The sequence below is a fragment of the Flavobacterium sp. N3904 genome (genome assembly GCF_025947305.1).
Classification (GTDB): domain Bacteria; phylum Bacteroidota; class Bacteroidia; order Flavobacteriales; family Flavobacteriaceae; genus Flavobacterium.
Genome location: NZ_CP110009.1, coordinates 4,275,820 through 4,302,284 on the forward strand (window position 1 = coordinate 4,275,820; position 26,465 = coordinate 4,302,284).

Consider the following 26,465-nt stretch of genomic DNA (forward strand, 5'->3'; position numbering starts at 1 on the left):
ATGAAAAAAAATATTTTATTTGTACTACTACTGATTACAACTTTAATTTCCTGTAATAAAGAACACAATAATTTGCCAGATGGTTTATATGCAGAAATTGAAACCAATAAAGGAAGTATTTTACTTGAATTGGATTACAAGAAAGCACCTGTTACTGTTGCTAATTTTATTACTCTTGCAGAAGGAAATAATGAGTTTATTATGAATGATACCCTAAAAGGAAAACCTTTTTATAATGGATTAAAATTTCATCGAGTTATCAAAGATTTCATGATTCAAGGTGGAGATCCCCTAGGAACAGGGTCTGGGGATACCGGATATAAATTCAAAGACGAATTTTCTGATCTAAAATTTGATAAAGGAGGAATTTTGGCAATGGCTAATAATGGACCTGGAACCAATAGCAGCCAATTTTTTATCACGCATCTTGAAACGCCTTGGCTAGATGGAAAACACACCATTTTTGGTCATGTTGTTGATAACAATCTTGAAATCGTCAACAAAATAGAGCAAGACGATTATATGAAAAGTGTTACTATAATAAGAAATGGTGAAGAGGCAAAGAAATTTGATGCAATAAAAATTTTTCATGATTATTTCAAAACAGAATCTGAAGCCCAAAAACAAAAAGTTGCCGCCGAAGCTCAAGCAAAAAAAGAATACGATGCCAAATATAAAGCGGTTTGTGAACAAAAAGCAGCATCTTTTACAGCATTAAAAAGTAAAGCAACCAAGACATCTACTGGACTTCAATATATTATCACCAAAAAATCAGGTGGCAAAAAACCAGCAAACGGAGCAACCGTTTATATTCATTACGCAGGTTTTCTGGAGAACGGAACATTGTTTGATTCCAGTATTGAAGAGGTGTCCAAAACTTTCGGAAAATTTGATCCTGCAAGGGCTGCGGCCAATCAATACACACCAATTCCTTTTCAGGCTGGACGTAAAGATGGTTTAATTCCGGGCTTCATAGAAGGAATCGAAAAAATGTCTTTTGGAGACAAAGCCATACTTTTTATACCATCACATTTAGCGTATGGGGAAGCAGGAGCAGGAGATGTTATTCTGCCAAATACCAACATTATTTTTGAAATTGAACTATTGGAAACAATGCCTAAATAATTAAAAAAAACTGAAATTAAATTTTTAAGAAAATGAAATCAAAAATCGTATTATTATTCTTTTTAGGGCTTATTAATTTACAAGCACAAACCACCAAAAAACCAGTTGCAACAAAAAAACAGGCTGCAACCGTAAAAGCTCCAGTAGCACAAGAAGGTATTTTTGCAACAATCGCAACCAATAAAGGAAATATAACTGTACAATTATTCTACAAAGAAGCACCAGTAACAGTTGCCAATTTCATTACACTGGCTGAAGGTACAAATCCATATGTCACTGTCAATAACCTAAAAGGAAAACCTTTTTTTGATGGTTTAAAATTTCATAGAGTAATTAACGATTTTATGATTCAAGGCGGCGACCCTTTAGGAAATGGATCCGGTGATCCTGGTTATGCGTTCAAAGATGAATTTACTTCTTTAAAATTTGACAAAGCAGGAGTTCTGGCAATGGCAAATTCTGGACCGGGTACAAACGGAAGCCAATTTTTTATCACACATAAAGAAACGCCATGGTTAAATGGGAAACACACCATTTATGGCCAGGTTACCCAAGGAATGTCTGTAGTCAATGCCATTGTTCAAGATGATATCATTACAAAAATTACTATTACTAGAAAAGGAGATGCAGCAAAGAAATTTGATGCTGTAAAGGTATTGGCAGATTATTACGCAAATAAAGGGGTCGAAGAAAAAACAAAATTAGAAAAAGAAGAAAAGGAAAGAGCCGCTGCCAATGAAATTGCATTAAAAGAATTTGCCAATGGTCAAACAACCGCAAGCGGATTAAAATACATTGTTTTAAAAGAAGGAACAGGATCTACACCTACAATAACCAGTAATGTAAAAGTACATTATACCGGGAGTTTCAATAATGGAAAAGTATTTGACAGTAGTGTTCAACGTGGAGAACCAATAGATTTTAATTTAAATCAGGTCATTAAAGGCTGGACAGAAGGACTTCAATTGATGAAAGAAGGTGCCAAATATAAATTTTATATCCCTTATACTTTAGCTTATGGAGAAAGAGGCTATCCAGGTGCTATTCCTCCAAAAAGTGATTTAATATTTGAAGTAGAATTGATTAAAATAAATCAATAAAAAACTAAATCCATAAATAAAACCCGATAGCTTTTTAAATCTGTCGGGTTTCTTCATTTATAGAACTAACTCTGTTACTTTTTAAACTTCCAATCAAATTCGTCTTTTGCATTAATTATAGCGCCAATTTCAAATTTTACAACTTCCTCAAATTCGGTTTGGAGAATAATCCAATTCTCTTCATTAAAATAATTTTCGAAAGTATCAAACTCCTCCTGAGTAAATTTTACAATCCCTTTTTGTGCTAAATCTTTTTTAACATCCGTAATCTTTCTATTGATTATTTTATTGCCAAACAATTCTAAATCCTGACTTGAAGCCACTAAATATCCTAATTTTAGTTCTTCATCTTTATAAAAAGTCAATCGGATTTTTAAAGAATTATAGGAGAAAATTACATTGTCATCTTCGTCCTTGTAATTTCTGTTGGGTTTACCATAAATGGCTATAACATCATTTTGCTTCATTCCGAAAATGAGCTTGTCAATTCCGATTTTAGGGTTTATTTTCATTGTAGCTTGATTATATTTTTTCTAATTTGCTTCATACAAAGGTATTCTTTTTAATTTAAATCTGATTTTTTTTGATTTTTAAACAAAAATATCAAATTGATAATTTATAAGTATTTTATTGGTAATAATTAATTTTAACGTATTTAAACTATATAATTATACGTTTTGACACACTTTTTGCTTTAAGTACTTTAAGATATATCTATATTTGTCTAAACAATATTTAAAAACACTTATTTCTTAAAAAGAAAATCATCCAAAAAAGGTTAAAACAATCAATTGCTGCTTATTATGAACCATTTAATTAAAATATTGATTTCTATTTACAGCATTTTAATTATTGGTAATTCTCTGTATGGACAAAACAATATGCAGTCAACTGAAATATTAAAATCAAGCTTACAAAAAGCTACTATAGATACTCTTAAAACAAACATTCTTAATCTTAACGAAATTGCCAATACCTATTTTAAACAAAATAATAATTCAAAAGCACTAGAATACTACAACAAATCACTTGCCCTGAATTCAAAAATAAAGGACTCGGATGGTTATGCATATTGCCTTTCAAACATCGCGATAATTTATTCAAAAGAAAGGCAATACCCAAAAGCTGTAAATTATTTTACAAAAGCCCTAGACAATTATGACAAATCCCAAATTGATAAAATTGACAATACTCTTAAGCAATTAAGTAAAACCTATCTATTGTTAGCAGGAGTTGAACCGAAAAACAGAAAAAAATACATCTATCTCTCTACCCAAACTTTAGAGCGAATCTCTAGCAAACAAAAACAATATTCACAATCTGTAGAAGCACTAAAAGAACAGCTTCAAAAAACAACTGTAGATACCACAAAAATTAGCCTCCTGAATAGGTTATCCAGTAGTTATTTTTACATCAACCCAAAAGAAGGAATTCGATATGGTGAAGCTGCATTAAAACTGGCAACAAAAATAAAATGGCTAAAAGGAATCGCACTAGCAAATGACAATCTTGGCGTGTGCCAATGGGTTTTAACAGACTATATCAAAGCGCTTAACTATTTCTACAAATCATTATCCACTTATAAAAAATTAAAAGATTTAAACGGGATTTCTTCTACTTATAACAATTTAGGATTAATCAATGTTGAGATAAAAAAATACGCTCAAGCCTTTATATTTTTCAATCAAGCCTTTGAGATAAATAAAAAAACCGGCAATAAAATATTGATGGTTTATAATCTGAATAATATTGCTATGGCATATTACAATCAAAAAAAATATGCCAAAGCCCTTGAATATTATTCTAAGTCAAAAGTATTAAACGAATCCATGAATGATTTAAATGGTCTTGCCTATTGTTACGCCAAAATTGGAACAATTTATTCTGATCAGAATGATTACGCAAAAGGTCTTGACTATTATAAAAAAGCATTACGCTATCTTGATAAAGGTCAATCTTACAACATAGGAAATACCTATCTGGAAATGGGAATCACATTTCACAAAATGGCTTTGGTAAATCCCAACAATACAGCTCAATTATTGACAAAATCAGTGATTTTTTTGAACAAATCTCTTAAATTGTTTATAGAATTAGGCGTATTAGACAAACAGAATAGCTGTTATTTTGAACTATATAAAATTTTAAAAGAACAAGGCAACTATAGTGATGCATTAACCTATTTTGACAAATACACTTCACTAAAAGATTCAATTAACTTAAATGAAAATGAGAATAAAATTGCCAATATTCTATCTACTCGTAAAATTGAATTAAAAGACAAAAAAATTGAGATTCAAAATCTTAAAATAAAAAATGCTTTTAGAAAAGTATATTTATTAGTAACTATAACTGGAATAGTTGCCATACTACTTATTGTGTTTTTTTGGTTGTACATAACCAAACGAAATGTCAATTACCAACTTGTAGTAAAAAACAAAATAATATCAAACATTAATAATCAAAAAGACAAGTTCTTCTCTATAATAGCAAATGATTTACGAGGACCTTTCAATGGTTTTCTAGGATTAACAGAATTATTAGCTGAAGATCTTGATAGTATGAACAATGATGAAATAAAACTTGCCGCAGTGACAATGAAAAACTCGGCAACAAATTTAAATCGATTATTGGAAAACTTGCTAGAATGGTCCAGAATGGAACAAGGACTAATACCTTTTGCTCCTCAAGAAATTAAATTAAAAGCAGTCGTATCAGAGTGTATAGCTACTTTTGAAGATGCGGCCAAAACAAAAGAAATAACAATAAATACTGAAATATCAACAAACACAATGGTTTTTGCAGATAATAATATTCTACATGCCATAATTAGAAATATCTTATCAAATGCTGTAAAATTCACGCCACATGGTGGCAAAATAGTTGTTCATGGCGAAGAAGATGAAAATAAAACGACGATTTCTATAACCGATTCGGGAATTGGAATGAATACTATAATACTAGAAAACTTATTTCGCTTGAATGTGCAAACCAACAGAAAAAGCACCAATGAAGAGCCAAGTACCGGTTTAGGATTAATTCTTTGTAAAGAGTTTGTAGAAAAACATGGAGGAAAAATTTGGGCAAAAAGCGAGGAGAAAAAAGGAACTACTTTTTTTATTAATTTACCAAAACACTAAAATTTATTTATCTTTATATATCCAAAAAAAAATATAATGAAAAAAATAATTATACTTTTTTTAATTTTCACAAACCATCTCATCTTTTCTCAAAAAAGTAAGGATCAAATAATTGATTCCCTAAATATAGAATTAAATCATACAAAAGAAGACACTGTAAAAGTCAAAATACTAAATCAACTATCTGCTTTAAATTCATTCAAAAATGCTGACCTAGGCTTAAATTATGCAAAAAAAGCGCTAATACTTTCCAATGCACTAAACTATAATAAAGGAATAGCCTATTCTTATAATAATTTTAGCATATATTATTGGTTAAAGACTGATTTCCCCAGAGCATTAAATTATGCTTATAAAGCATTGAAAATTCATGAAGAAGAAAATGACAAAAAAGGAATTGCAAGTGCAAACAATAGCCTTGGTATAATATATATAGAATACAAAAATTACAAACTGGCTCTTAAATTCTATACAAAAGCATTAAAAGTTAGTAAAGAAATAAATGATACAAAATCTACTGCTACCTATTTAAACAATATTGGCGATGTCTATTTAAGACAAAAAAACTATTCAAAAGCATTATATTATTTTGAGCAGGCAATCAAAACAAATACGTTTCGCAAAGATAGTTTTGAATCCGGATTGAATTACACCAATATTGGTATTACATACAATTTTTTAAAACAGTATAAAAAATCTATTGAAGCCATTAATAAATCGGTATTAATTTACAAAAATGATTCTAGTTTATACAATGGTTTCAACAAACTTGAATTTGGAAAATCATACTACTATCTGGCATTAAACGAAAAAAACCAGGCTAAAAAAGACCAGTTGTTACAAAAATCACTCGATTATGTAAATGAATCCATGCATATTTTCAAAAGGGAAAAATCGTTAATCGATATCAAAGATGCCTATCTCTATTTATCAAAAATAAAGAAAGAACAAGGCAAACATCATGAAGCCTTAGACTATTTTGAAAAAAGTACCCACTTAAATGATTCTATTTTCTCAAGTGAAAATAGTACACAAATAAATCTCTTGGAATCACAAAGAGAAATAGAATTGCGAGACAAAAAAATAGAGATACAAAATCTGAAAATAAAAAATGATTCCCGAAAAGTTTATTTGTTGGTTACGATAACAATAGCTGTGGGCGTTCTGCTGGGATTATTCTTTTGGTTGTATCTATCCAAAAGGAGAACAAATGTGCAACTAGAAGAAAAAAACAAAACCATATCCAACATCAACAAACAAAAAGACAAATTTTTCTCAATTATTGCTCATGATTTAAGAGGCCCTTTTAATGGATTCTTAGGTTTAACAGAGTTATTGGCAGAAGACCTTAATACCATGACATCCGAAGAAATACAATTTGCGGCAGCAAGTATGAAAAACTCTGCAGCCAATTTAAATCGATTACTGGAGAACTTACTCGAATGGTCTAGAATGGAACAAGGATTAATACCGTTTGCTCCACAGCAAAACAAATTAAAATCTGTAGTTGACGAATGTATCATAACCCTCAAAGATGCTGCCGATAAAAAAGAAATAAAAATCAATGAAAATATTGACAATAAAACCATTGTTTTTGCAGACAACAATATTCTTCATGCTGTAATTCGAAATATTTTGTCGAATGCTATAAAGTTTACTCCAAAAGGAGGAACAATAGCGATTCAAGGAAAAGAAGACAACAAAAAAACTACAATTTCAATAACAGATTCTGGCATAGGAATGAATTCAAAAATGGTTGATAATTTATTCCGCCTCGATGTGCAAACCAATAGAAAAGGAACTAACGATGAACCTAGTACGGGTTTAGGGCTTATACTTTGCAGAGAATTTATAGAAAAGCATAGTGGTAAAATTTGGGTTGAAAGTGAAGAAGGAAAAGGAACAACGTTTTATTTTAGTTTTCCTAAAGCGTTACAATAATTTAATGTATTTTTGAGAAAAAATCTTTAATGGTCAGGAAAATTACTCTTTTACTATTTCTATTTTCATTAGTTTTTACAATCCGGATTCAAGCTCAAAATGCAGTATCCAAAACTATTGATTCATTAAAAATAGAATTGAATAAAACAACCGAAGACTCAACCAAAGCATCTCTTTTAAACAAACTTTCAGGTTATTCTGGGTATATTAATTCTGATGAAGCCATAAGTTATGCTAAACAAGCACTAAAATATGCAAAAAAAACAAATGACATAAGGAGAATTGGTGATTCCTATGGAAGTTTGGGAGTAGCTTATGAGGTAAAATCAGATTATGTAAATTCGTTAGACTATCTTTATAAAGCACTTACAATTTATGAAGATTTAGAATACAGAAGAGGCTTAACTATCGTATATAACAATCTTGGATTAATCTATATTGACCTCAAAAATTACAAACAAGGCCTCAAATATTACAATAAAGCTTTACAATTAAGTTTAAAATCAAATAAAGACAGAAATGCTTCTTTGCTTTTGAATAATATTGGAGATGTTTACCTTCAAGAAAAAGATTATAAAAAAGCGCTAGTCAACTTTTACAAAGCTCTTATAATAAACAAAAAGCTTAACGACAAAGAAGCTATTGGACTGAACTTAACCAATATAGGCATTTGTTATATTAATTTAAAAAACTACCCAAAAGGAATTGAAATCATAAACAAATCTATCGATACTTACGAAGATTATTTGAGTTTGTACAATACCTATAATATTTATGAACTTGGAAGGGTTAATTATCTATTATCGCTGAATGAATTAAATAAGAATACAAAAAAACAACTATTAGACAATTCCATTGCATTTTTTGATAAGGCATTAGCCAATTTTCAAAAATATGAATCTCTTAAAGACATTCAAGAAACCTATTACTATTTATCTAAAACCAATAAAGCCATAGGTAATTTCGAAATTGCACTAGACTATTATGAAAAATATACCGAAATTAAAAATTCGGTATTTTCTGAAGATAGTGAAAAAAAACTGACTTACCTTGAATCTAAAAGAGAAATAGATTTAAGAGATAAACAAATTGAAATTCAGAAACTAAAGATAAAAAACGATTCGCGAAAAGTATATTTGTTAATTACCATAACAATTGCAGTCGCCATTCTCTTGGGTTTGTTTTTTTTATTATATATCTCCAAAAGAAAAACCAACAAGATAATTTCCGAAATAAACAACCAAAAAGATAAATTTTTCTCCATCATTGCACATGATTTAAGAGGCCCATTCAACGGATTTCTGGGACTAACCGAATTAATGGCAGAAGACATAGATATCATGACTACGGAAGAAGTCAAATTTGCTGCCGTAAACATGAGAAGCTCAGCCAAAAATCTTTTTACACTCCTGGAGAATCTATTAAATTGGTCTCGCATGGAACAGCATTTGATTCCTTTTGATCCCAAAGAATATCTCCTAAAACCTATCATTGTAGACAGTATTCTTACTTTACAGGACACTGCCAATAACAAAGCAATCACTATTGATACTACTATTTCCCAAGACATAAAAGTTTTCGCCGACATCAATATGCTTCAGGCAGTCATTCGAAATATAGCATTGAATGCCATAAAATTCACTCCAAAAAATGGATTTATACTCATTAAAGCAACGGAAGACAACAAAAAAACAATCATTTCTGTCACTGATTCTGGAATTGGCATGAATGAGAAAATAATTGAAAACTTATTCAAATTAGACGTTCAAAACAACCGAATAGGAACAGACGAAGAGCCAAGTACTGGGCTAGGATTAATCTTGTGCAAAGAATTTATCGAAAAACACAGCGGTAAAATCTGGGTAGAAAGCGAAGAAGGAAAAGGAAGTACCTTTTATTTTAGTTTACCAAAATAGAAATTAAACAAAAAAAGCTTCAAATAATAAAGCTTTTTTCTGAATTAGTAAGCAGGAAAAATTAATTTGCAGTAGCTACATTTTGATTTGCCATTTTCAAATCTGCTTTGTAAACTTCGGCAAGCGATTTTCTTGACAAGGTAGAAACTTCGTTTTTTATAACAATTTCATGAGTTACTTTTTTTGAATTGGTTTCTACTTCTAAAAAGTAAATACCATCAGGAAATTCTTCAAGGCTGTACGTTTTTAATATTCCGCCTTTTCCAGTTGCCACTTCCGAATAGATTAAATTATGATCTTTGTCATAAATGGTTACGCTTGCTTTTTGAATCTCATTTACAGAAAAACTAATTTCTTTTCCATTCCCTTTTTTTACATTTAGTAAAAAATCACCATCAATTGCATAAGTACTCATTGTAGTCATTGCTGCCAATACTGCTAACCTAAGTTTTAATATCGTTTTCATAATAATGGGGTTTTAAATTAATAGTTAAATTTCTATTGCTAAAGTATTTGAATACTGCAAAACAAAGCACAGCTGTATTTTCTGAAATATGTATTATTTTATCTTTACGAAAACGATGTATGTTAAATTGTGGTAAAATAGTATTTATTTGTGGTAAATTTGGGTAGTTTCAAATATGGAAATAATGAAAAAAATAAATCCTACACTAGAAATTATTGCCCCAACTTTTGGTAGTTCTTTCTCTTTTTCCCGCTATGTCGAAAATGCCAATTGCAAATCAGACCTCTGGCATTATCATCCCGAAATAGAATTGGTCTTTGTAAATGGTGGTTCTGGAAAAAGACAAATAGGAAGTCATATATCCTATTATTCAGATGGTGATTTGGTCCTTATCGGGAGCAATTTACCTCATTGCGGATTTACAAATGAGCAAACCGGAAATAAAAATGAAACTGTAATCCAGATGCGTCCTGACTTTTTGGGAAGTTATTTTTTTGAAATTCCCGAGATCAAGAACATTCAGTACCTATTAAGTAAGGCAAAAGGCGGAATTGCTTTTGGACCAACGACCAAAAAATTAATTGCAGGCAAAATCGAACTTATGGAACATCAGTCCCCTTTTGATCGATTACTGAGCATGATCGGTATTTTGAACACTCTGGAGACCAATAATGAATATACAATATTGAATGCCGATGGTTTTTCGCTAGAATTACAAGTTCAAGATAATGACAGGATCAATGTGGTCTTCAACTATGTAAAAGACCATTTTCAGGAACCCATTCAGCTGGATGCCGTTTCAAATTTAGTGAGTATGACAACACCATCATTTTGCAGGTATTTTAAAAAAATAACCAACAAAACATTTACCAATTTTGTAAACGATTACCGATTGGTTCATGCTTCAAAACTTTTGGCAGAGCATACGATGAGTATTACCGAAATTTGTTTTGAAAGCGGATTCAATAATTTTAGTCATTTTAATAAATCATTTAAAGCTTTTACGGGGAAAAGTGCTTCGCAGTACAGGAATGAATTAAAGTCTTTTATAGCGTAATTAATTTTAAAGCTAACACATTTAACTTTTTTATACTACAAAAACAAATCAATCCGCATTCAAGTATTTGTATTTTAATCAATTGATGATATGTAGCGTAATCTACAACGTTGGGCAAACCGTTCTTATTTTTTGAAATCGTATATTTACATTTCATTAAAATAATCGAATATTATGAAAAAACTTCTATTAGTCTGTATTGCATTTCTACTAGGCAATACAATCTTCTCTTTTGCCGCAACTGTAGATACTTTGCAAATTCCAAGTATTGCAATGAATAAAACATATAAAGCTGCTGTGGTACTGCCAAATTCTTATGCAAAGGGAAAATCGGTTTATCCGGTACTCTATTTGCTACATGGCGCTTACGGGCACTACAAAGATTGGTTATCAAGTACTCCTGATAAAAATACTGTCAAAAATTTAGCCGATCAGTATAATATTATAATTGTAATGCCAGAAGGAGAAACCTTTAGTTTTTATCTCAATAGTCCTGTAAACAAAGGAAGTCAGTTTGAAACCTATATAACCGAAGAAGTCATCCAGAAAATTGACAGAACCTACCGAACCGTAAATGACAAGAAAGGGCGCGTTATTGCTGGACTTTCTATGGGAGGTCATGGCGCATTGTACCTTTCTGCAAAACATCCCGAACTGTTTTGCGCAGCCGGCAGTATGAGTGGAGCGGTAGATATGGGCAGTATGCTTAATCCCGAATCCAAAGATAGAACCACCAAATTGATGGAACCCGTTTTTGGGGTTGAAGGCGCGTCTCAAGAAGTCTATGCTTCGCACGCAGTGCTGAATATGGTCGAAAAAATGAAAATCAATAAACTGGGATTGATTATGGATTGTGGCGTAGATGATTTTCTTATTGAACCAAATAGAGAATTACACAGACGACTTGTATACAGCAAAGTTCCGCACGATTATACCGAACGTCCAGGTGCTCACACTTGGGAATATTGGGAAAATGCATTGCCGTATCAAGTACTTTTTTTTAGTAAAATTTTAAAAAGCAATGGTGTTTTAGTCATTAACTAAATTGTTTTCAAGGAAATTCGACGAAATATTTTTTTTGGTCTGATTTTTGAAATACCTTTATAGAACTTAAAAAAAAATATTATGAAAAAAATAATGATACTTTTGGCCGTTGTAGGGATGTTTGGATTTCAGGGATGCACTGGACCAGAAGGACCTCCTGGGCAAGATGCGCCGCTTCCGTCAGCTTTTGAGATTGTAAATCAAGATCTTTTTAGAGTTACTGATAATTTTTATTCAGTCTCAAATACTTTTAAAAATGAGGTGGGAATTGATCTTTATGGGACTGATACTATTTTGGTTTATCGATTAAGCAATAATTCAAATCCAAGTTTACCTGTTTGGCAACTTATTCCAACTACGATTTATTTAGACAATGGAGAAGATATATATTATGATTTTGATTTTACCTCAAAGGATTATGTGATTAGTGCCAATGCTACTTTTAATTTAGCAGGCAGCCTGTTTATTAAAAGTCAAACTTTTAGAGTCGTAATCGTTCCTAATGACTTAATTGGTTCTGTAAATAAGAATAATTATAATGAGGTGATGTCTGTTTTAAAAATAAGTGAAAGTCAAGTTAAAAAAATTGATTTATAAAATAAATTTGCAAGTATAAAAAAAAAGGAAATCTCTCGATTTCCTTTTTTTTTATACTTGCAAATTTAAATATGGCTTTATAACTCCACTTCTTCAGATCCCTTTTCATTTTTACTGATTTTCAAAGAAACAACTACACCTATAATTAGGGTCAAAGCTATAAAACTCAAAGATGCCCATTCTGGAACTTCTATAAAATCATGAAGTAACATTTTTAGGCCTACAAAACTCAAAATAGCAATCAGGCTATATTCCAAATGACTGAATTTTTCCAACATATTGGCAAGGAAAAAGTATAAAGAACGCAGACCTAAAATTGCAAAAATATTAGAACTGAATACAATAAAAGGATCAGATGTGATGGCCAGAATCGCGGGAACACTATCTACGGCAAAAACCACATCCATAACTTCAATAACTATTAATGCGACAAATAGAGGTGTTGCGGCATTTCCTTTTTCAGTTTTTATAAAAAAATGTTCTTTGTGAGTCTCTGTTGAAATGGGCACAATCTTACCTAAAAGTCTATAAACCAGAGATTTTTTGGGATTAAATTCTTCTTCATCTTTGGTAAACAACATTTTTATGGCTGTAAATAATAAAAAACCACCAAACAGATAAGTAGCCCAACTAAATTTATGAATTAGTAAAACACCAAAGAATATCATTAACCCACGAAAAATGATAGCTCCCAAAATACCCCAAAACAAAACACGATGTTGGTATTTTTTTGAAATTTTGAATGAAGCAAAAATTAAAGCTATTACAAAGATATTGTCAATACTTAACGATAATTCAATTAAGTAACCAGTAATAAATTTCATGGTGGCAACACCTGGTTTCAACTTATCTGGATTTGCAACAAAATCTGTTGAATAAAGCCAATATATTACACCAGAAAATAACATCGATAATGAAAACCAAATGGCAGTCCATTTACTTGCTTCTTTGGTACTTATAATATGTGGTGTTTTGTTAAATACTCCTAAGTCTAATGCTAAAAATATAAATATCAACACAATAAATGAGATCCATACTACCATAATTGTTTTGTTTGTTCGTTTCTACAAATGTACTTTTTGCTTTTTTAAATTATGCTGTTTTTGAATAAAGTTACTATTATTTATTTGACAAAAAAAAGTGCTTTCATTTACGAAAGCACTTTTAGATATATAAAAGATAAAATTTACAAAGCTGATTTTACAGTTTTGATAATTCTTGCTGCAATTTTATATGGATCACCATTAGAAGCTGGTCTTCTATCTTCAAGATATCCTTTCCAACCATGTTGTACAGTGTACAATGGAATTCTGATTGAAGCTCCTCTATCGGATACTCCATAAGAGAAATCGTGAATAGATGCAGTTTCGTGTTTACCTGTTAAACGTTGCTCGTTGAAAGCTCCGTAAACAGCAATGTGCTCTTCAACTACCGGACGGAAAGCTTCACATATTTTGTCATAAGTTGCTTTGTCTCCACAAGTTCTTAAAACTTCGTTAGAGAAGTTAGCATGCATACCTGAACCATTCCAGTCTGTATCTCCTAGTGGTTTTGGGTGGTATTCAATATAGTAACCATATTTTTCAGTCAAACGATCTAATAAGTATCTAGCAACCCAGATTTCATCACCTGCTTTTTTAGCGCCTTTAGCGAATAATTGAAATTCCCATTGACCACAAGCAACTTCTTGATTAATTCCTTCAAAGTTAAGTCCAGCAGCAATACATAAATCGGCATGCTCTTCAACTAATTTTCTTCCATGTGTATTTTTTCCACCTACTGAACAGTAGTACATTCCTTGTGGAGCAGGGTAACCTCCAATAGGGAATCCTAATGGTAGTAAAGTTTTAGTGTCCATTATAAAATATTCTTGTTCGAAACCAAACCAGAAATCACCATCATCATCAATAGTAGATCTACCATTAGATGGGTGTGGAGCACCATCAGCAAACATAACTTCTGTCATCACTAAATATCCATTAATACGTGTAGGATCTGGATAGATAGCAACAGGTACAAGTAAACAGTCAGAAGATCCACCTTCAGCTTGTTTTGTTGATGAACCGTCAAAAGACCAGTTTCCTATTTCTGCCAATGTACCTTTGAAGTTTTCGTGTTCTTCAACTTTAGTTTTACTTCTTAAATTTTGCGTAGGTTCGTATCCGTCTAACCAGATATACTCTAATTTAATTTTAGCCATAATTTTATAAATTTGTTTTTTGATTTTTTTTCTGATGCAAATATAAAATAATTTAATTGTGTCGTAAAATTAGGGGGTAGTTTTTATTTGGGTCTAATTAATTTTTAACATTACTGCATTTTGCAAGGGGGTATAGTTGAAAATATCTAATTTTAGAGGTTTATAATAATTAAATTCGTAATTACTTATTTTTTCACATTAAATATAAGTTAAGATTTTTATTACTATAATTTTAAAATCAAGCTGTTAGAGCAATTTTTTTATCACTACACCTGAAGGGTTTATGTATTAGATATAAATAAATTCATTGATTAATTTCTTCAGGGAATGGTTTATATTTGTATATGTTTTATTCAATAGATTATTAATTTTAAGATTTATCATATGTCATCAATTCGTTTTCAAGCTTTAAAAGAAGCTTCAAACAGAAAGTTAGTAGATTTTCAAGAGTCAGGTAGAAAATCAGTGCTTTTTGGGGCAAATGTATTCAATGATAAAGCCATGAAGCAGTATTTAACTTCGGATGCTTTTAAAGGAGTGCAAGGTGCGGTTCAACACGGAACCAAAATAGACAGAAAACTGGCTGATTATATCGCCATGGGAATGAAAGAATGGGCTTTATCCAAAGGCGTAACGCATTATACCCACTGGTTTCAGCCACTTACAGGAACTACGGCAGAAAAACATGATGCTTTTTTTGAAACTTCTTATGACGGAAGCGATCCATTAGAAAAATTTGGTGGCGCTCAGTTGGTACAACAGGAACCGGATGCATCTAGTTTCCCCAACGGCGGAATTAGAAATACATTCGAAGCTCGAGGCTATACTGCTTGGGACCCAACCTCGCCAGCATTTATATTTGGAACCACTTTGTGTATTCCAACTATTTTTATATCCTATACAGGAGAAGCACTGGACAATAAAATTCCATTGTTGAGAGCTTTGTCGGCTATGGATGATGCTGCCACCGAAGTTTGCAAATATTTTGATAAAAATGTCAAAAAAGTAACCGCTACACTTGGCTGGGAACAAGAATATTTCCTGATTGACAAATCGTTGGCCAACTCCCGTCCGGATATTGTTATGACTGGAAGAACTTTGTTGGGACATACATCTGCCAAAGGACAACAACTCGATGATCATTATTTTGGTTCTATACCTACTCGTGCATTAACTTATATGAGAGATTTGGAACAAGAATGTATGTTGCTTGGAATACCTGTAAAAACACGTCATAACGAGGTGGCACCCAATCAATTTGAGTTTGCCCCTATTTTTGAAGAAACCAATTTAGCAGTAGATCACAACTGTTTATTGATGGATATTATGCAAAAAGTGGCCGAGCGCCATGACTTGAAAGTATTGCTTCACGAAAAACCTTTCAAAGGAGTAAATGGATCCGGAAAACACAACAACTGGTCATTGGCTACAGATACGGGAGTAAACTTGTTGAGTCCAAGCAAAACACCGATGACTAATTTGCAGTTTTTAACTTTCTTCATCAATACAATAAAAGCTGTAAATGATTACGAAGCTTTGTTAAGAGGCTCTATAGCAACTGCAAGCAATGATCATCGATTGGGCGCCAATGAAGCACCACCGGCGATTATCTCCGTGTTCATAGGAGAACAATTGACTAAAGTATTGGCCGAATTAGAAGGTGTTTCTACCGGTAAATTATCTCCCGAAGAAAAAACAGACCTGAAACTAAATGTTGTAGGCAAAATTCCAGACGTACTTTTGGATAATACGGATAGAAATAGAACTTCCCCATTTGCTTTTACCGGAAATAAATTTGAATTTAGAGCGGTTGGTTCATCTGCAAACTGTTCGAATGCGATGACAACCTTGAATACAATTGTCGCAAAACAACTCAAAGATTTTAAAATTGCTGTAGATGATTTAATCGAATCAAAAGACATGAAGAAAGATGATGCAATTTTCAATGTTTTGAGAGAATATATCAAAGTGTCCAAAAAAGTTCTTTTCGAAGGCGACGGTTACAGCGAGGCTTGGCAAAAAGAAGCTGCAAAGAGAGGGTTGAGCAATTTTAAAACTACTCCAGAAGCCTTGAAAGCCAGAGCTTCCAAACAAGCCATCGATTTGTTTGCCGAAATGGGAATTATGAACCATATCGAAGTCGAAGCGCGTTACGAAATTGAATTGGAAGAATACACCAAAAAAATCCAGATTGAAGGCAGAGTATTGGGCGATATCTCAAAAAATCACGTAATTCCTACTGCTATTAAGTACCAAAACACCTTAATCGAAAATGTAAAAGGATTGAAAGATATATTTGGATCAGATTTTGAGTCCATTGCCAAGGAGCAAATCATTTTGATAAAAGAGATTTCTGGTCATATTGAAGGTATCAATTCTAAAGTGGAAGAGATGACTGAAGAAAGAAAGAAGGCAAATAATTTAACAAATGTTCAAGCAATGGCCGAAGCGTACTGCAATCATGTAAAACCCTATTTTGAAATCATTAGAAACCACTGTGACAAGCTGGAATTACTAGTAGATAATGAACTTTGGACATTAACAAAATATAGAGAACTATTATTGACTAAATAAAATATTTTCATGATTTAGAAAAGAATTTTGAGAAGTCAAGTTAAAAAGCCTTTCCGTTTCTTAAAGCTTAAGAAATAGAAGGGCTTTTTAGTGTTTATTTTTTGAATAAAAACAAACAAGTTTAGTTTTATTGTAAATTTGAGAAAACAAAGCCTTTTATGAAGCTATTTATCTCCTTTTTATTTTGTTTAATCGGCTCTTGCACATTTGCACAGGAGCAGGTTTCGTTTTTTTTTGACAGCAATAAATCTGCTTTAAACAAAGAAGAAGCAAAAAAACTCAGCCAATGGATAGTTGCAAATAAAGAAGTTAAGATTATAGGTGTTTATGGCTATTGTGATGAAGAAGGCTCTGTAGGTTATAATGATACTTTGGCTAAAAAAAGAATTGATTGTATTTTTAATATTTTAAAAGATAAAGTAAAATTTAGAGAAGATTTCAAGACAAGAAATTTCGGAAAACTACATACGATATCAAAAATAAAAGCCGAAAATAGAAAAGTAATACTCTTTTACATTCAACCAAAAGATTTTGAACATGAAGAGGAAATTATTGCAGAAACAAAAGAAAAAGTAGAAAAAAAGAAAGTAACTATAGTCCAATTTCCAGAAAATGCAAGTATAGAAAATCCCGACGGATCTGTTACCGAAATAAAAATGGATACGCTGTTTATGAGGAAAATAAGTTTAGCCAAAGTGGGAGAAAAACTTAAATTGGAAAATATGAATTTTTACATCAATACTTTTGCAGTTATGCCACAATCGAGAGCGAAAATGTTTGAATTATTGACTGTTTTGAATAGCTATCCGGAAATGAAAATTCAAATTCAGGGGCATATCTGTTGTGTGAGCAAAGATGTACGAGATCTGGCTACGCAACGAGCCAAAGCTATTTACAAGTTCCTTGAATTTTATGGTATTGACAAAAGCAGAATGACTTTTGTAGGTTATGGAAGTGACAAACCCTTATTTCCCATACCCGAAAAAACAGAGGAAGAACGGGAAGCCAACCGCAGAGTCGAGATTGAAATTATTGCCAATTAATGAAATATATCAATTAACTGATATTGATCAATTTTATAATTGTATAATTGTCACATTAAAATTATCTTTGCCACACATCCACACAACAAAAAAATGAGTTCAGATACTTCAAAAAGATATGCACAGCGCGGTGTTTCGGCATCCAAAGAAGATGTTCATAACGCCATAAAAAATATTGACAAAGGATTATTTCCTCAAGCTTTCTGTAAAATAGTTCCCGATTATTTAACACAAGACGAAGAATATTGCCTTATTATGCATGCAGATGGTGCCGGAACAAAATCTTCATTGGCGTACATGTACTGGAAAGAAACTGGCGATATATCCGTTTGGAAAGGCATTGCCCAAGATGCTTTAATCATGAATATTGATGATTTATTGTGTGTGGGGGCTACTGATAACATTTTACTTTCATCGACCATTGGCAGAAATAAAAACCTTATTCCGGGCGAAGTTTTATCTGCTATTATCAATGGAACCGAAGAGCTTATAAAAGAATTGGACTCCTTTGGTGTAACGATACATTCTACCGGTGGAGAAACTGCCGATGTAGGTGATATCGTAAGAACCATAATTGTTGATTCAACCGTGACGGCCAGAATGAAACGATCAAAAGTAATCGATAATGCCAATATTAAAGCAGGTGATGTTATAGTAGGAATGGCCTCTTTTGGTCAAGCCACTTATGAAAAAAGTTACAACGGCGGAATGGGAAGCAACGGATTGACCTCTGCGCGTCACGATGTTTTCGAGAAATATTTGGCAACCAAATACCCAGAAAGTTTTGATGCGGCAGTTCCTAATGAACTTATTTATTCGGGACAAGTAAAATTGACCGATGCCGTGGCCAATTCTCCGATAGATGCAGGACAATTGGTGCTTTCTCCAACAAGAACTTATGCTCCAATTATCAAGAAAATTTTAGACAAATATAACTCGAATGATATTCATGGAATGGTACATTGCAGCGGTGGAGCACAAACCAAAATCTTGCATTTTGTACAAAATCTACATATTATAAAAGACAATTTATTTCCAGTTCCACCATTATTTCAACTGATTCAAGAACAATCCAAAACTGATTGGAAAGAAATGTATCAAGTATTCAATTGTGGACACCGTATGGAAGTTTATGTGCCGGAAGCCATTGCGCAAGATATTATTGCCATCTCAAAATCATTCAATGTAGAAGCACAAATTGTGGGTAGAGTTGAAGCTTCGACCGATAAAAAACTTACAATTACCAGCGAATACGGTACTTTCGAATATTAAAAATTTGTTGAATCGTTATTGGTTTAACGATTCAACAATTTAAACAATTAAACTTTTTTAAAATGTACGAATTACTTTTTTGGAAATACCTGGACGAAATTTATTTGAACCACCACGAAGTGTACGAAGCCATCGATGAGCAAAAAGAAGTCGAAGGTTTGGAAATACTTCCCATTGAAGTGATTATGAATAGATTCAATACCGTGTTTTCAAAATGGGAAAAAGTAGATAAAAATAGTTGGAAAAACACAAACGGGAAAGGCGCTTTTCATATCAAAACCACTCCCCAAAGTATCAAAATAGATTGTTATGGTACCGAAGGCAAAACCATGAACTTAATCGTAGATACTATGGCCGAGTTCAAATGTCCGCTTTATGACCCTCAAATTCCGGAGCGTTATGATGAAATGTATGAGTAGATAATCCAACTATCCGTACATGCCTGAGATTTATCTTTTATTTATACATTAGCTCGAAAAAGAATGAACTCTACATCAAAATTCTCCCAAAACACCATCCTAGAAGACGATTTCGTTTTGCTCAGACCTTTACTGGCAAACGATATTGAAAATCTATTGGATATTTCCCTCAACGAACCCGAAACTTGGGAGTACTCACTAGTGCGTGCCAACGGTCGAGAAAATCTGGAAAACTACATTCAATTAGCCCTAAAAGCAAAAGAAAACAATACCGAATTTCCCTTTATAGTTTTCGATAAAAGATCAGGAAAGTATGCTGGAAGCACCCGTTTTTACGACATTAATTTAGCTTTCAAAACAATACAGTTGGGTTATACTTGGTATGGAAAAAATTTTAGGGGGACTGGACTCAATAAACATTGCAAATATCTTTTATTACAATTTGCTTTCGAAACCCTTGGAATGGAACGCGTAGAATTTCGCGCAGATAATAACAATCAACGAAGTATTGCCGCCATGAAAAGCATAGGCTGCAAAGTCGAAGGCGTTATGAGAAGCCACATGCCAACTTTAGGCAGTGAAATTCGTAGGGACAGTATTATTTTAAGCATCCTAAAAAACGAATGGTTTGGGGATGTAAAAGAAAATCTTAAGAGTAAATTGTAATTTTTAGAACTAAACTGTACTAATTATTGAATGTTTTTTCATCATCGAATGACCGAATCACTTTTTCCAACTCTTTGCAATAAGCCAATTTATCGTTTTGAAAATTTCTTTTACATTCTTGTGCAGTTTCATAAACCAATGCTTTAATCATAAATTGCAACCTGACGACCATGTTTTTAATATTACTATTATTGCTTTTTATCTTTTTATCATCCAGTTTTTTTAACTCCGTTTTCCAAAATTTAAAATCATTTTCACTTTTAGCAACTTTCAATTCTTTATCAAATTGATCTAAAATGGAATTGGTAATTTTATTTTCTTGAACTGCTATTTCATCCCTTTGTTTAATTTGGCTAGTATATTCTTTGGATTTTTTTATTGTAGCTATAGCGGCATTTATTTTCTCATTCTCTTGATTATCAAAAAATGTATTCCATCTTTGACATTCCATAATTGCCAAAATCATTTCATTATTTCCCTTTAAGCTGTCGGCTATTTTCAAATTTTCACCGTAAATTTTTGCAATAGAGGCTTGGTTCAATTTTCTGATGCTCTTTTTATAGGCTTGCATTTCTAGCCAATCAAAAGCACGGAGCATTTCTTTTTTGCTTGGCCAAGTATGACCTTGATGCAAAATAAATAAAGTGTTTTTTATTTTTTCTTTTGCTAACCATGATTCGTTTTGAATCATTTCCTGATAATTCATATCGGTATCACCAACCATACCCACATATGAAAACTTATTTCCCTGCACCACAAATTTATCCATTCCGGTAAAAGAAGCACCACACGCAATTACCCCTTGAAAAGCACCCGAAGAAACAGCAATTGTACCTGCTAACCGTGCACCACCCGAAAATCCAGAAATATAAAGTTGCGAAGGATCTATATTGTATTCCCCTAATACCGCATCAAACAGTCGATTTGCTATCCCTATATTGATATCAGTTGGTCCATTTTTCGAATTATTAGAACATACTAAAATATAATTATAGATTTCTGCCGCCAAAACAAAAGGTTCAATCCCAGCTTTTCCTCTTCCACTAGGATCAAAAATAAAAACAATAGCAGAAGGCATTTCTTTATTAAATTGTTTAGGCAAATAAACAGCATAGGATTCCTTTACGGCATTAGCAACTTTAACCGAATCGACAATTACTCCGTTTGGCAAGGATTTCTTTTCTTGAGAATAGCCATAAATACTATTGAGAAGTATAAAAAGGTATAAAAAAGCGTTTTTCACTAGGAACTAATTTTTTATTGAATTGAAATACTATTTTTTATTGTTTATCAAATTAATAACGACCTTAACCATCATATCTTTATCATCCGATTTTGATTCAGCAATCATTAAAGTCAATGCTACCAAGGCATTGTCATCTATTACTTTATTGCCTTTATGATACAATAATGAATTACGGTCCAAAAACCATACAAACAGAAAAGCGGCGATGCGCTTGTTCCCATCTGAAAAAGAATGATTTTTGGTTACAAAATATAAAAGATGAGCTGCTTTTTCTTCAACTGATGAATACAATTCGATACCATCAAAAGTTTGGTAAATCGTTTCCAACGAACCTTTGAAAGAATCGTCTTTTTCATTGCCAAACAACTGCGACCCTCCGAATTTAGTTTTCAACTCTTCAATTGCTTTTTTGGCTTCGGCATAAGAAATCCTGAAAACTTCTTTATTACCTGTTTCTTCAATTTGTAAAGTTTGATGATCGTACTGATCTAATATGTCTAAAGCAAAAGCATAATCACCCAATACTTTTAATAAACCATGGGCTTCATCTCCAGTAATGACTTTTGTTTTCACAATAGTTTCCAATAAAGAGACAGCTTGCTTTAATTCTTGAAACTTATTCTCCGCTTCCTTTAAACGTTTTTCGTTTATGACATACCCTTTAACCAAATAATCTTTTAAACGTTGGGTGGCCCATTGTCGAAATTGAGTTCCTTGTTTGGATTTTACGCGATAGCCTACTGAAATAATTACATCGAGATTGTAGAAGTCAACTTGATATTTTTTCCCATCAGTTGCAGTTGTCGCAAAATTTGCGACAACTGATTCTTTATCCAATTCATCATCATTAAATACATTATTAATATGCTTACCGATAGTTTTAACATCTCTATCGAAAAGAACTGCCAATTGTTGGCGATTGAGCCAAACTGTGTCTTGGTCTAGATTTACTTTTAGCTCAATTTTATTATCTAACGATTTATATATTTCAATCTGGTTTTCCATTTTTACAAAATACTATTTAAAAAAGATATTAGCTAAGTTAAATAAAATATTTTAAATCAGAAAAATACTAAAAATACAATTTATTAGAATCTATTAAACATTCACAAAAGTTTTTTGTCTATAACCAAAAAAACACATTCAGTCAACGATTAGTCAACTAAATGTGTTTTGTAAAAATCTTATTGATAAAAATTACATATTTCTTCTATATTGTCCTCCCACTTCAAACAAAGCTTCAGTGATTTGCCCCAGCGAACAAACTTTAGTCGCTTCCATCAAGTGTTCAAATAGATTTTCGTTTTTAATGGCTGCTTCCTGCAAAGTATTCAAATGTTTAACCACTAAATCCTGATTTGCTTGGTGCAAATGATTCAACATTGTAATTTGGTATTGTTTTTCTTCTTCGGTGGCACGAATTACTTCGGCTGGAATTACCGTTGGAGAACCTTTGGAACTTAGGAATGTATTCACCCCAATAATTGGAAACTCACCTGTATGTTTCAACGTTTCATAATACAAACTTTCTTCTTGAATTTTAGAACGTTGGTACATCGTTTCCATTGCACCAAGAACCCCTCCTCTTTCTGTAATTCTGTCGAATTCTAATAAAACAGCTGCTTCAACAAGATCAGTTAACTCTTCAATGATGAAAGCCCCTTGAATAGGATTTTCGTTTTTCGCAAGCCCAAGTTCCTTGTTGATAATCAACTGAATCGCCATTGCTCTACGAACAGATTCTTCGGTTGGCGTTGTAATCGCTTCATCATAAGCATTGGTATGCAAGGAATTACAATTGTCATAAATAGCATACAACGCTTGCAAGGTTGTGCGAATATCATTGAAATCAATTTCCTGTGCATGCAAAGAACGTCCCGAAGTTTGAATATGGTATTTCAACATTTGGGCTCTTTCGTTGGCACCGTATTTAATTTTCATGGCTTTCGCCCAAATTTTACGCGCGACACGACCAATTACTGCGTATTCTGGATCGACACCATTCGAGAAAAAGAATGATAAATTTGGTCCAAAATCATTGATGTCCATTCCGCGGCTTAAGTAATACTCCACATAAGTGAAACCGTTTGAAAGTGTAAAAGCCAATTGAGTAATTGGATTGGCACCCGCCTCGGCAATATGGTATCCTGAAATTGAAACTGAATAAAAATTCCTTACATTTTTGGCAATAAAATATTCCTGAACGTCACCCATCAATCGTAAGGCAAATTCAGTCGAGAAAATACAAGTGTTTTGCGCCTGATCTTCTTTAAGAATATCGGCTTGAACAGTCCCACGAACATGTGAAAGTGTTTTTTCCTTAATCTCATTATATACATCCAAAGGCAATACCTGATCGCCGGTTACTCCCAAAAGAAATAATCCCAAACCATTGTTTCCTTCGGGTAAATCACCTTGGTAATGCGGTCTTTCAACTCCTTTTTTCTTGTAGATTTCATTTATTTTCTCTTGAACTTCATCTATAAGTTCATTCTTTTTGATATAAATTTCGCATTGCTGATCGATAGCGGCATTCATGAAAAACCCAAGCAACATAGGTGCTGGCCCATTGATAGTCATACTTACCGATGTCATGGTATGAACCAAATCAAAACCGGAGTATAATTTTTTGGCATCATCCAAGCAACAAATAGAAACTCCTGCATTTCCAATTTTTCCATAAATATCAGGGCGAATGTGCGGATCATTTCCGTATAAAGTCACGCTGTCAAAAGCCGTAGAAAGTCTTTTAGCTGGTAATCCCGCACTCACATAATGAAAACGTTTGTTGGTTCTTTCTGGCCCACCTTCTCCTGCAAACATTCTTGATGGATCTTCGCCTTCTCTTTTAAACGGATACAATCCTGCCGTAAAAGGAAACTCTCCTGGAACATTTTCCTGCAAACACCAACGCAAAATATCACCCCAAGCTTGGTACTTTGGCAATGCAATTTTCGGAATTTGAGTATGTGAAAGTGACTCGGTATGCGTTGCCATCTTAATTTCTCTGTCCCTAACTTTAAACGTATAAACTGGGTTTTTATATTTATTGACTTTTTCGTCCCAAGTCAAAATCATTTTCCAATTGTGCGGATCCAAATCCATTTTTACTTTATCGAATTGATTCAGCAAAAGATTTAAAAAGATTTTATTCTCGGTCATTCCAGGTTTTTCGGATTCTAAAGCGCTTGGCAACACTGAATCTTCATCAATTCCTGCTTTGGTAATTACCGGAATTTTTCCAGAAACACTTTCCACCGTTTTGAATATTCCATATAATTTTTGGGCCACTTGTTCTTGGCTCAAAGCCGTAGTATCGTATTTTCGATTGTTTTCGGCAATCTCAGATAAGTAACGGGTTCTGTGTGGCGGAATCACAAAAATCTTCTCACTCATTTCACGAGTGATTTGGAAAGTTGATTTCAAATCGGAATCAGTTTTCTCCACTATTTTGTCCATGATGGATTTGTACAATGTATTCATCCCAGGATCATTGAACTGAGAAGCAATAGTTCCATAAACCGGCATTTCGTCTGGATTGACATCCCACAGATTGTGATTGCGTTGGTATTGTTTTTTTACATCGCGAATGGCATCCAAAGCACCACGTTTGTCGAATTTATTTAAAGCAACCAAATCAGCAAAATCAAGCATGTCTATTTTTTCTAACTGGGTAGCGGCACCAAATTCTGGTGTCATTACGTATAAAGAAACATCGGAGTGATCCATAATCTCGGTATCAGATTGTCCGATTCCAGAAGTTTCAAGGATTATAATATCATATTTTGCTGCTTTTAAAACCTGAATGGCTTCGGCGACGTATTTTGACAAAGCCAAATTCGATTGACGAGTCGCCAACGAACGCATATAAACTCTTGAATTATTAATGGCATTCATTCGAATTCTATCTCCAAGTAATGCTCCTCCCGTTTTACGTTTTGAAGGATCGACAGAAATCAATCCAATGGTTTTTTCCGGGAAATCGATTAAAAAACGACGCACCAATTCGTCAACCAATGATGATTTTCCTGCTCCACCAGTTCCTGTGATTCCAAGTACCGGAATTTTTGAGGTTTCATTCTTGGCGTGAATTTTGTCGAAAAATGGTTTTGCAATTTCCGGAAAATTCTCGGCTGCCGAAATCAAACGGGCAATAGCCGTAGGGGTTTTAGCTTCTATTAAATCCAGTTCATTTGTTAATTGATCTCCGATAGGAAAATCAGATTGCTGCACCAAATCATTAATCATCCCTTGTAATCCCATCGCACGACCATCATCAGGGGCATATATACGTGTGATTCCGTAAGCTTGCAATTCGGCTATTTCCGAAGGCAGGATTACTCCTCCACCTCCACCGAAAATTTTGATATGACCCGCTCCTTTTTCCTGAAGCAAATCATACATGTATTTAAAGTATTCGTTGTGTCCACCTTGATAGGAAGTCATCGCAATAGCGTTGGCATCTTCTTGAATGGCTGTATTGACCACTTCTTCTACACTTCTGTCATGTCCCAAATGAATTACCTCAACTCCTGTGGACTGAATAATCCTTCTCATTATATTAATCGCAGCATCATGACCATCAAAAAGTGATGCGGCAGTTACAATTCTTACTTTATTGACAGGGACATACGGTTTTACTAATTCCATTTTATGAAT

The 26,465-nt window shown here is 32.9% G+C and carries 20 protein-coding genes; 13 read left to right on the forward strand and 7 right to left on the reverse strand.

Features of this window, described 5'->3' with window-relative positions; translation table 11 throughout:
* Both OLM57_RS18265 and OLM57_RS18270 read left to right on the forward strand, forming a co-directional pair.
* On the forward strand, nt 1–1,125 hold the full coding sequence (locus OLM57_RS18265) for a peptidylprolyl isomerase (RefSeq protein ID WP_264565121.1): 1,125 nt from the start codon (nt 1–3) through the stop codon (nt 1,123–1,125).
* A gap of 32 nt (nt 1,126–1,157) precedes the next feature.
* Nucleotides 1,158–2,225 carry a peptidylprolyl isomerase gene (locus OLM57_RS18270; protein WP_264565122.1) on the forward strand — a complete coding sequence of 356 codons (1,068 nt, stop codon included), beginning with the start codon at nt 1,158–1,160 and terminating at the stop codon, nt 2,223–2,225.
* A gap of 74 nt (nt 2,226–2,299) precedes the next feature.
* Here OLM57_RS18270 and OLM57_RS18275 read toward each other — a convergent pair whose 3' ends face one another.
* Nucleotides 2,300–2,737 (reverse strand): hypothetical protein, encoded by a 438-nt coding sequence (locus OLM57_RS18275; protein ID WP_264565123.1) that lies wholly within the window; start codon nt 2,735–2,737, stop codon nt 2,300–2,302.
* 291 nt (nt 2,738–3,028) lie between these two features.
* Between OLM57_RS18275 and OLM57_RS18280 the strand changes: the two genes are divergently transcribed.
* Genes OLM57_RS18280 through OLM57_RS18290 form a run of 3 tightly spaced genes read left to right on the forward strand, consistent with a single transcriptional unit; the run spans nt 3,029 to nt 9,222 of the window.
* Nucleotides 3,029–5,365: a tetratricopeptide repeat-containing sensor histidine kinase gene (locus OLM57_RS18280; protein WP_264565124.1), complete on the forward strand. Its 2,337-nt coding sequence runs from the start codon at nt 3,029–3,031 to the stop codon at nt 5,363–5,365.
* Nucleotides 5,366–5,401: 36 nt separating this feature from the next.
* The gene (locus tag OLM57_RS18285) at nt 5,402–7,306 is read left to right on the forward strand and encodes a tetratricopeptide repeat-containing sensor histidine kinase (protein ID WP_264565125.1); all 1,905 of its coding nucleotides are present in this window, start codon (nt 5,402–5,404) and stop codon (nt 7,304–7,306) included.
* A gap of 29 nt (nt 7,307–7,335) precedes the next feature.
* On the forward strand, nt 7,336–9,222 hold the full coding sequence (locus OLM57_RS18290; RefSeq protein WP_264565126.1) for a tetratricopeptide repeat-containing sensor histidine kinase: 1,887 nt from the start codon (nt 7,336–7,338) through the stop codon (nt 9,220–9,222).
* Between the two features lie 61 nt (nt 9,223–9,283).
* Here the strand turns inward: OLM57_RS18290 and OLM57_RS18295 are convergent, their stop codons facing one another.
* On the reverse strand, nt 9,284–9,688 hold the full coding sequence (locus tag OLM57_RS18295) for a T9SS type A sorting domain-containing protein (RefSeq protein ID WP_264565127.1): 405 nt from the start codon (nt 9,686–9,688) through the stop codon (nt 9,284–9,286).
* Between the two features lie 184 nt (nt 9,689–9,872).
* On the opposite strand from OLM57_RS18295, the gene OLM57_RS18300 reads away from it, so the two are divergent.
* The 3 genes from OLM57_RS18300 to OLM57_RS18310 all read left to right on the forward strand — a co-directional run bounded on the left by OLM57_RS18300 (nt 9,873) and on the right by OLM57_RS18310 (nt 12,386).
* On the forward strand, nt 9,873–10,745 hold the full coding sequence (locus OLM57_RS18300) for an AraC family transcriptional regulator (RefSeq protein WP_264565128.1): 873 nt from the start codon (nt 9,873–9,875) through the stop codon (nt 10,743–10,745).
* 174 nt (nt 10,746–10,919) lie between these two features.
* A complete protein-coding gene (locus OLM57_RS18305; protein WP_264565129.1) occupies nt 10,920–11,789 on the forward strand; it encodes an alpha/beta hydrolase in 870 nt (289 codons plus the stop codon).
* Nucleotides 11,790–11,870: 81 nt separating this feature from the next.
* On the forward strand, nt 11,871–12,386 hold the full coding sequence (locus OLM57_RS18310) for a hypothetical protein (protein ID WP_264565130.1): 516 nt from the start codon (nt 11,871–11,873) through the stop codon (nt 12,384–12,386).
* A 77-nt stretch (nt 12,387–12,463) separates the two neighbouring features.
* Here OLM57_RS18310 and OLM57_RS18315 read toward each other — a convergent pair whose 3' ends face one another.
* Both OLM57_RS18315 and OLM57_RS18320 read right to left on the reverse strand, forming a co-directional pair.
* Nucleotides 12,464–13,429 carry a TerC family protein gene (locus tag OLM57_RS18315; RefSeq protein WP_264565131.1) on the reverse strand — a complete coding sequence of 322 codons (966 nt, stop codon included), beginning with the start codon at nt 13,427–13,429 and terminating at the stop codon, nt 12,464–12,466.
* A 143-nt stretch (nt 13,430–13,572) separates the two neighbouring features.
* Nucleotides 13,573–14,586 (reverse strand): glutamine synthetase beta-grasp domain-containing protein, encoded by a 1,014-nt coding sequence (locus OLM57_RS18320; protein ID WP_264565132.1) that lies wholly within the window; start codon nt 14,584–14,586, stop codon nt 13,573–13,575.
* Between the two features lie 384 nt (nt 14,587–14,970).
* Between OLM57_RS18320 and OLM57_RS18325 the strand changes: the two genes are divergently transcribed.
* The 5 genes from OLM57_RS18325 to OLM57_RS18345 all read left to right on the forward strand — a co-directional run bounded on the left by OLM57_RS18325 (nt 14,971) and on the right by OLM57_RS18345 (nt 20,560).
* On the forward strand, nt 14,971–17,160 hold the full coding sequence (locus OLM57_RS18325; protein WP_264565133.1) for a glutamine synthetase III: 2,190 nt from the start codon (nt 14,971–14,973) through the stop codon (nt 17,158–17,160).
* Nucleotides 17,161–17,318: 158 nt separating this feature from the next.
* Nucleotides 17,319–18,203, forward strand: a complete 885-nt coding sequence (locus tag OLM57_RS18330; protein WP_264565134.1) for an OmpA family protein — start codon at nt 17,319–17,321, stop codon at nt 18,201–18,203.
* 93 nt (nt 18,204–18,296) lie between these two features.
* A complete protein-coding gene (locus tag OLM57_RS18335; protein ID WP_264565135.1) occupies nt 18,297–19,475 on the forward strand; it encodes an AIR synthase related protein in 1,179 nt (392 codons plus the stop codon).
* A 62-nt stretch (nt 19,476–19,537) separates the two neighbouring features.
* Nucleotides 19,538–19,894, forward strand: coding sequence for a hypothetical protein (locus OLM57_RS18340; protein ID WP_264565136.1), 357 nt, complete (start codon nt 19,538–19,540; stop codon nt 19,892–19,894).
* 63 nt (nt 19,895–19,957) lie between these two features.
* Nucleotides 19,958–20,560 carry a GNAT family N-acetyltransferase gene (locus OLM57_RS18345; RefSeq protein WP_264565137.1) on the forward strand — a complete coding sequence of 201 codons (603 nt, stop codon included), beginning with the start codon at nt 19,958–19,960 and terminating at the stop codon, nt 20,558–20,560.
* Nucleotides 20,561–20,579: 19 nt separating this feature from the next.
* On the opposite strand, the gene OLM57_RS18350 is transcribed toward OLM57_RS18345, so the two are convergent.
* From OLM57_RS18350 to OLM57_RS18360, 3 genes are all read right to left on the reverse strand, one after another.
* Nucleotides 20,580–21,803 carry a hypothetical protein gene (locus OLM57_RS18350; RefSeq protein ID WP_264565138.1) on the reverse strand — a complete coding sequence of 408 codons (1,224 nt, stop codon included), beginning with the start codon at nt 21,801–21,803 and terminating at the stop codon, nt 20,580–20,582.
* Between the two features lie 30 nt (nt 21,804–21,833).
* Nucleotides 21,834–22,811 (reverse strand): RhuM family protein, encoded by a 978-nt coding sequence (gene rhuM / locus OLM57_RS18355; protein WP_264565139.1) that lies wholly within the window; start codon nt 22,809–22,811, stop codon nt 21,834–21,836.
* 192 nt (nt 22,812–23,003) lie between these two features.
* Nucleotides 23,004–26,456 carry a methylmalonyl-CoA mutase family protein gene (locus tag OLM57_RS18360; protein ID WP_264565140.1) on the reverse strand — a complete coding sequence of 1,151 codons (3,453 nt, stop codon included), beginning with the start codon at nt 26,454–26,456 and terminating at the stop codon, nt 23,004–23,006.
* Nucleotides 26,457–26,465 lie beyond the last annotated feature (9 nt).

What these genes read in the sequence shown, in the direction of transcription:
- OLM57_RS18265 (WP_264565121.1), top strand. Translation starts at nt 1, where the DNA reads ATGAAAAAAAATATTTTATTTGTACTACTACTGATTACAACTTTAATT.
- OLM57_RS18270 (WP_264565122.1), top strand. Translation starts at nt 1,158, where the DNA reads ATGAAATCAAAAATCGTATTATTATTCTTTTTAGGGCTTATTAATTTA.
- OLM57_RS18275 (WP_264565123.1), bottom strand. Translation starts at nt 2,737, where the DNA reads ATGAAAATAAACCCTAAAATCGGAATTGACAAGCTCATTTTCGGAATG.
- OLM57_RS18280 (WP_264565124.1), top strand. Translation starts at nt 3,029, where the DNA reads ATGAACCATTTAATTAAAATATTGATTTCTATTTACAGCATTTTAATT.
- OLM57_RS18285 (WP_264565125.1), top strand. Translation starts at nt 5,402, where the DNA reads ATGAAAAAAATAATTATACTTTTTTTAATTTTCACAAACCATCTCATC.
- OLM57_RS18290 (WP_264565126.1), top strand. Translation starts at nt 7,336, where the DNA reads ATGGTCAGGAAAATTACTCTTTTACTATTTCTATTTTCATTAGTTTTT.
- OLM57_RS18295 (WP_264565127.1), bottom strand. Translation starts at nt 9,688, where the DNA reads ATGAAAACGATATTAAAACTTAGGTTAGCAGTATTGGCAGCAATGACT.
- OLM57_RS18300 (WP_264565128.1), top strand. Translation starts at nt 9,873, where the DNA reads ATGAAAAAAATAAATCCTACACTAGAAATTATTGCCCCAACTTTTGGT.
- OLM57_RS18305 (WP_264565129.1), top strand. Translation starts at nt 10,920, where the DNA reads ATGAAAAAACTTCTATTAGTCTGTATTGCATTTCTACTAGGCAATACA.
- OLM57_RS18310 (WP_264565130.1), top strand. Translation starts at nt 11,871, where the DNA reads ATGAAAAAAATAATGATACTTTTGGCCGTTGTAGGGATGTTTGGATTT.
- OLM57_RS18315 (WP_264565131.1), bottom strand. Translation starts at nt 13,429, where the DNA reads ATGGTAGTATGGATCTCATTTATTGTGTTGATATTTATATTTTTAGCA.
- OLM57_RS18320 (WP_264565132.1), bottom strand. Translation starts at nt 14,586, where the DNA reads ATGGCTAAAATTAAATTAGAGTATATCTGGTTAGACGGATACGAACCT.
- OLM57_RS18325 (WP_264565133.1), top strand. Translation starts at nt 14,971, where the DNA reads ATGTCATCAATTCGTTTTCAAGCTTTAAAAGAAGCTTCAAACAGAAAG.
- OLM57_RS18330 (WP_264565134.1), top strand. Translation starts at nt 17,319, where the DNA reads ATGAAGCTATTTATCTCCTTTTTATTTTGTTTAATCGGCTCTTGCACA.
- OLM57_RS18335 (WP_264565135.1), top strand. Translation starts at nt 18,297, where the DNA reads ATGAGTTCAGATACTTCAAAAAGATATGCACAGCGCGGTGTTTCGGCA.
- OLM57_RS18340 (WP_264565136.1), top strand. Translation starts at nt 19,538, where the DNA reads ATGTACGAATTACTTTTTTGGAAATACCTGGACGAAATTTATTTGAAC.
- OLM57_RS18345 (WP_264565137.1), top strand. Translation starts at nt 19,958, where the DNA reads ATGAACTCTACATCAAAATTCTCCCAAAACACCATCCTAGAAGACGAT.
- rhuM (WP_264565139.1), bottom strand. Translation starts at nt 22,811, where the DNA reads ATGGAAAACCAGATTGAAATATATAAATCGTTAGATAATAAAATTGAG.
- OLM57_RS18360 (WP_264565140.1), bottom strand. Translation starts at nt 26,456, where the DNA reads ATGGAATTAGTAAAACCGTATGTCCCTGTCAATAAAGTAAGAATTGTA.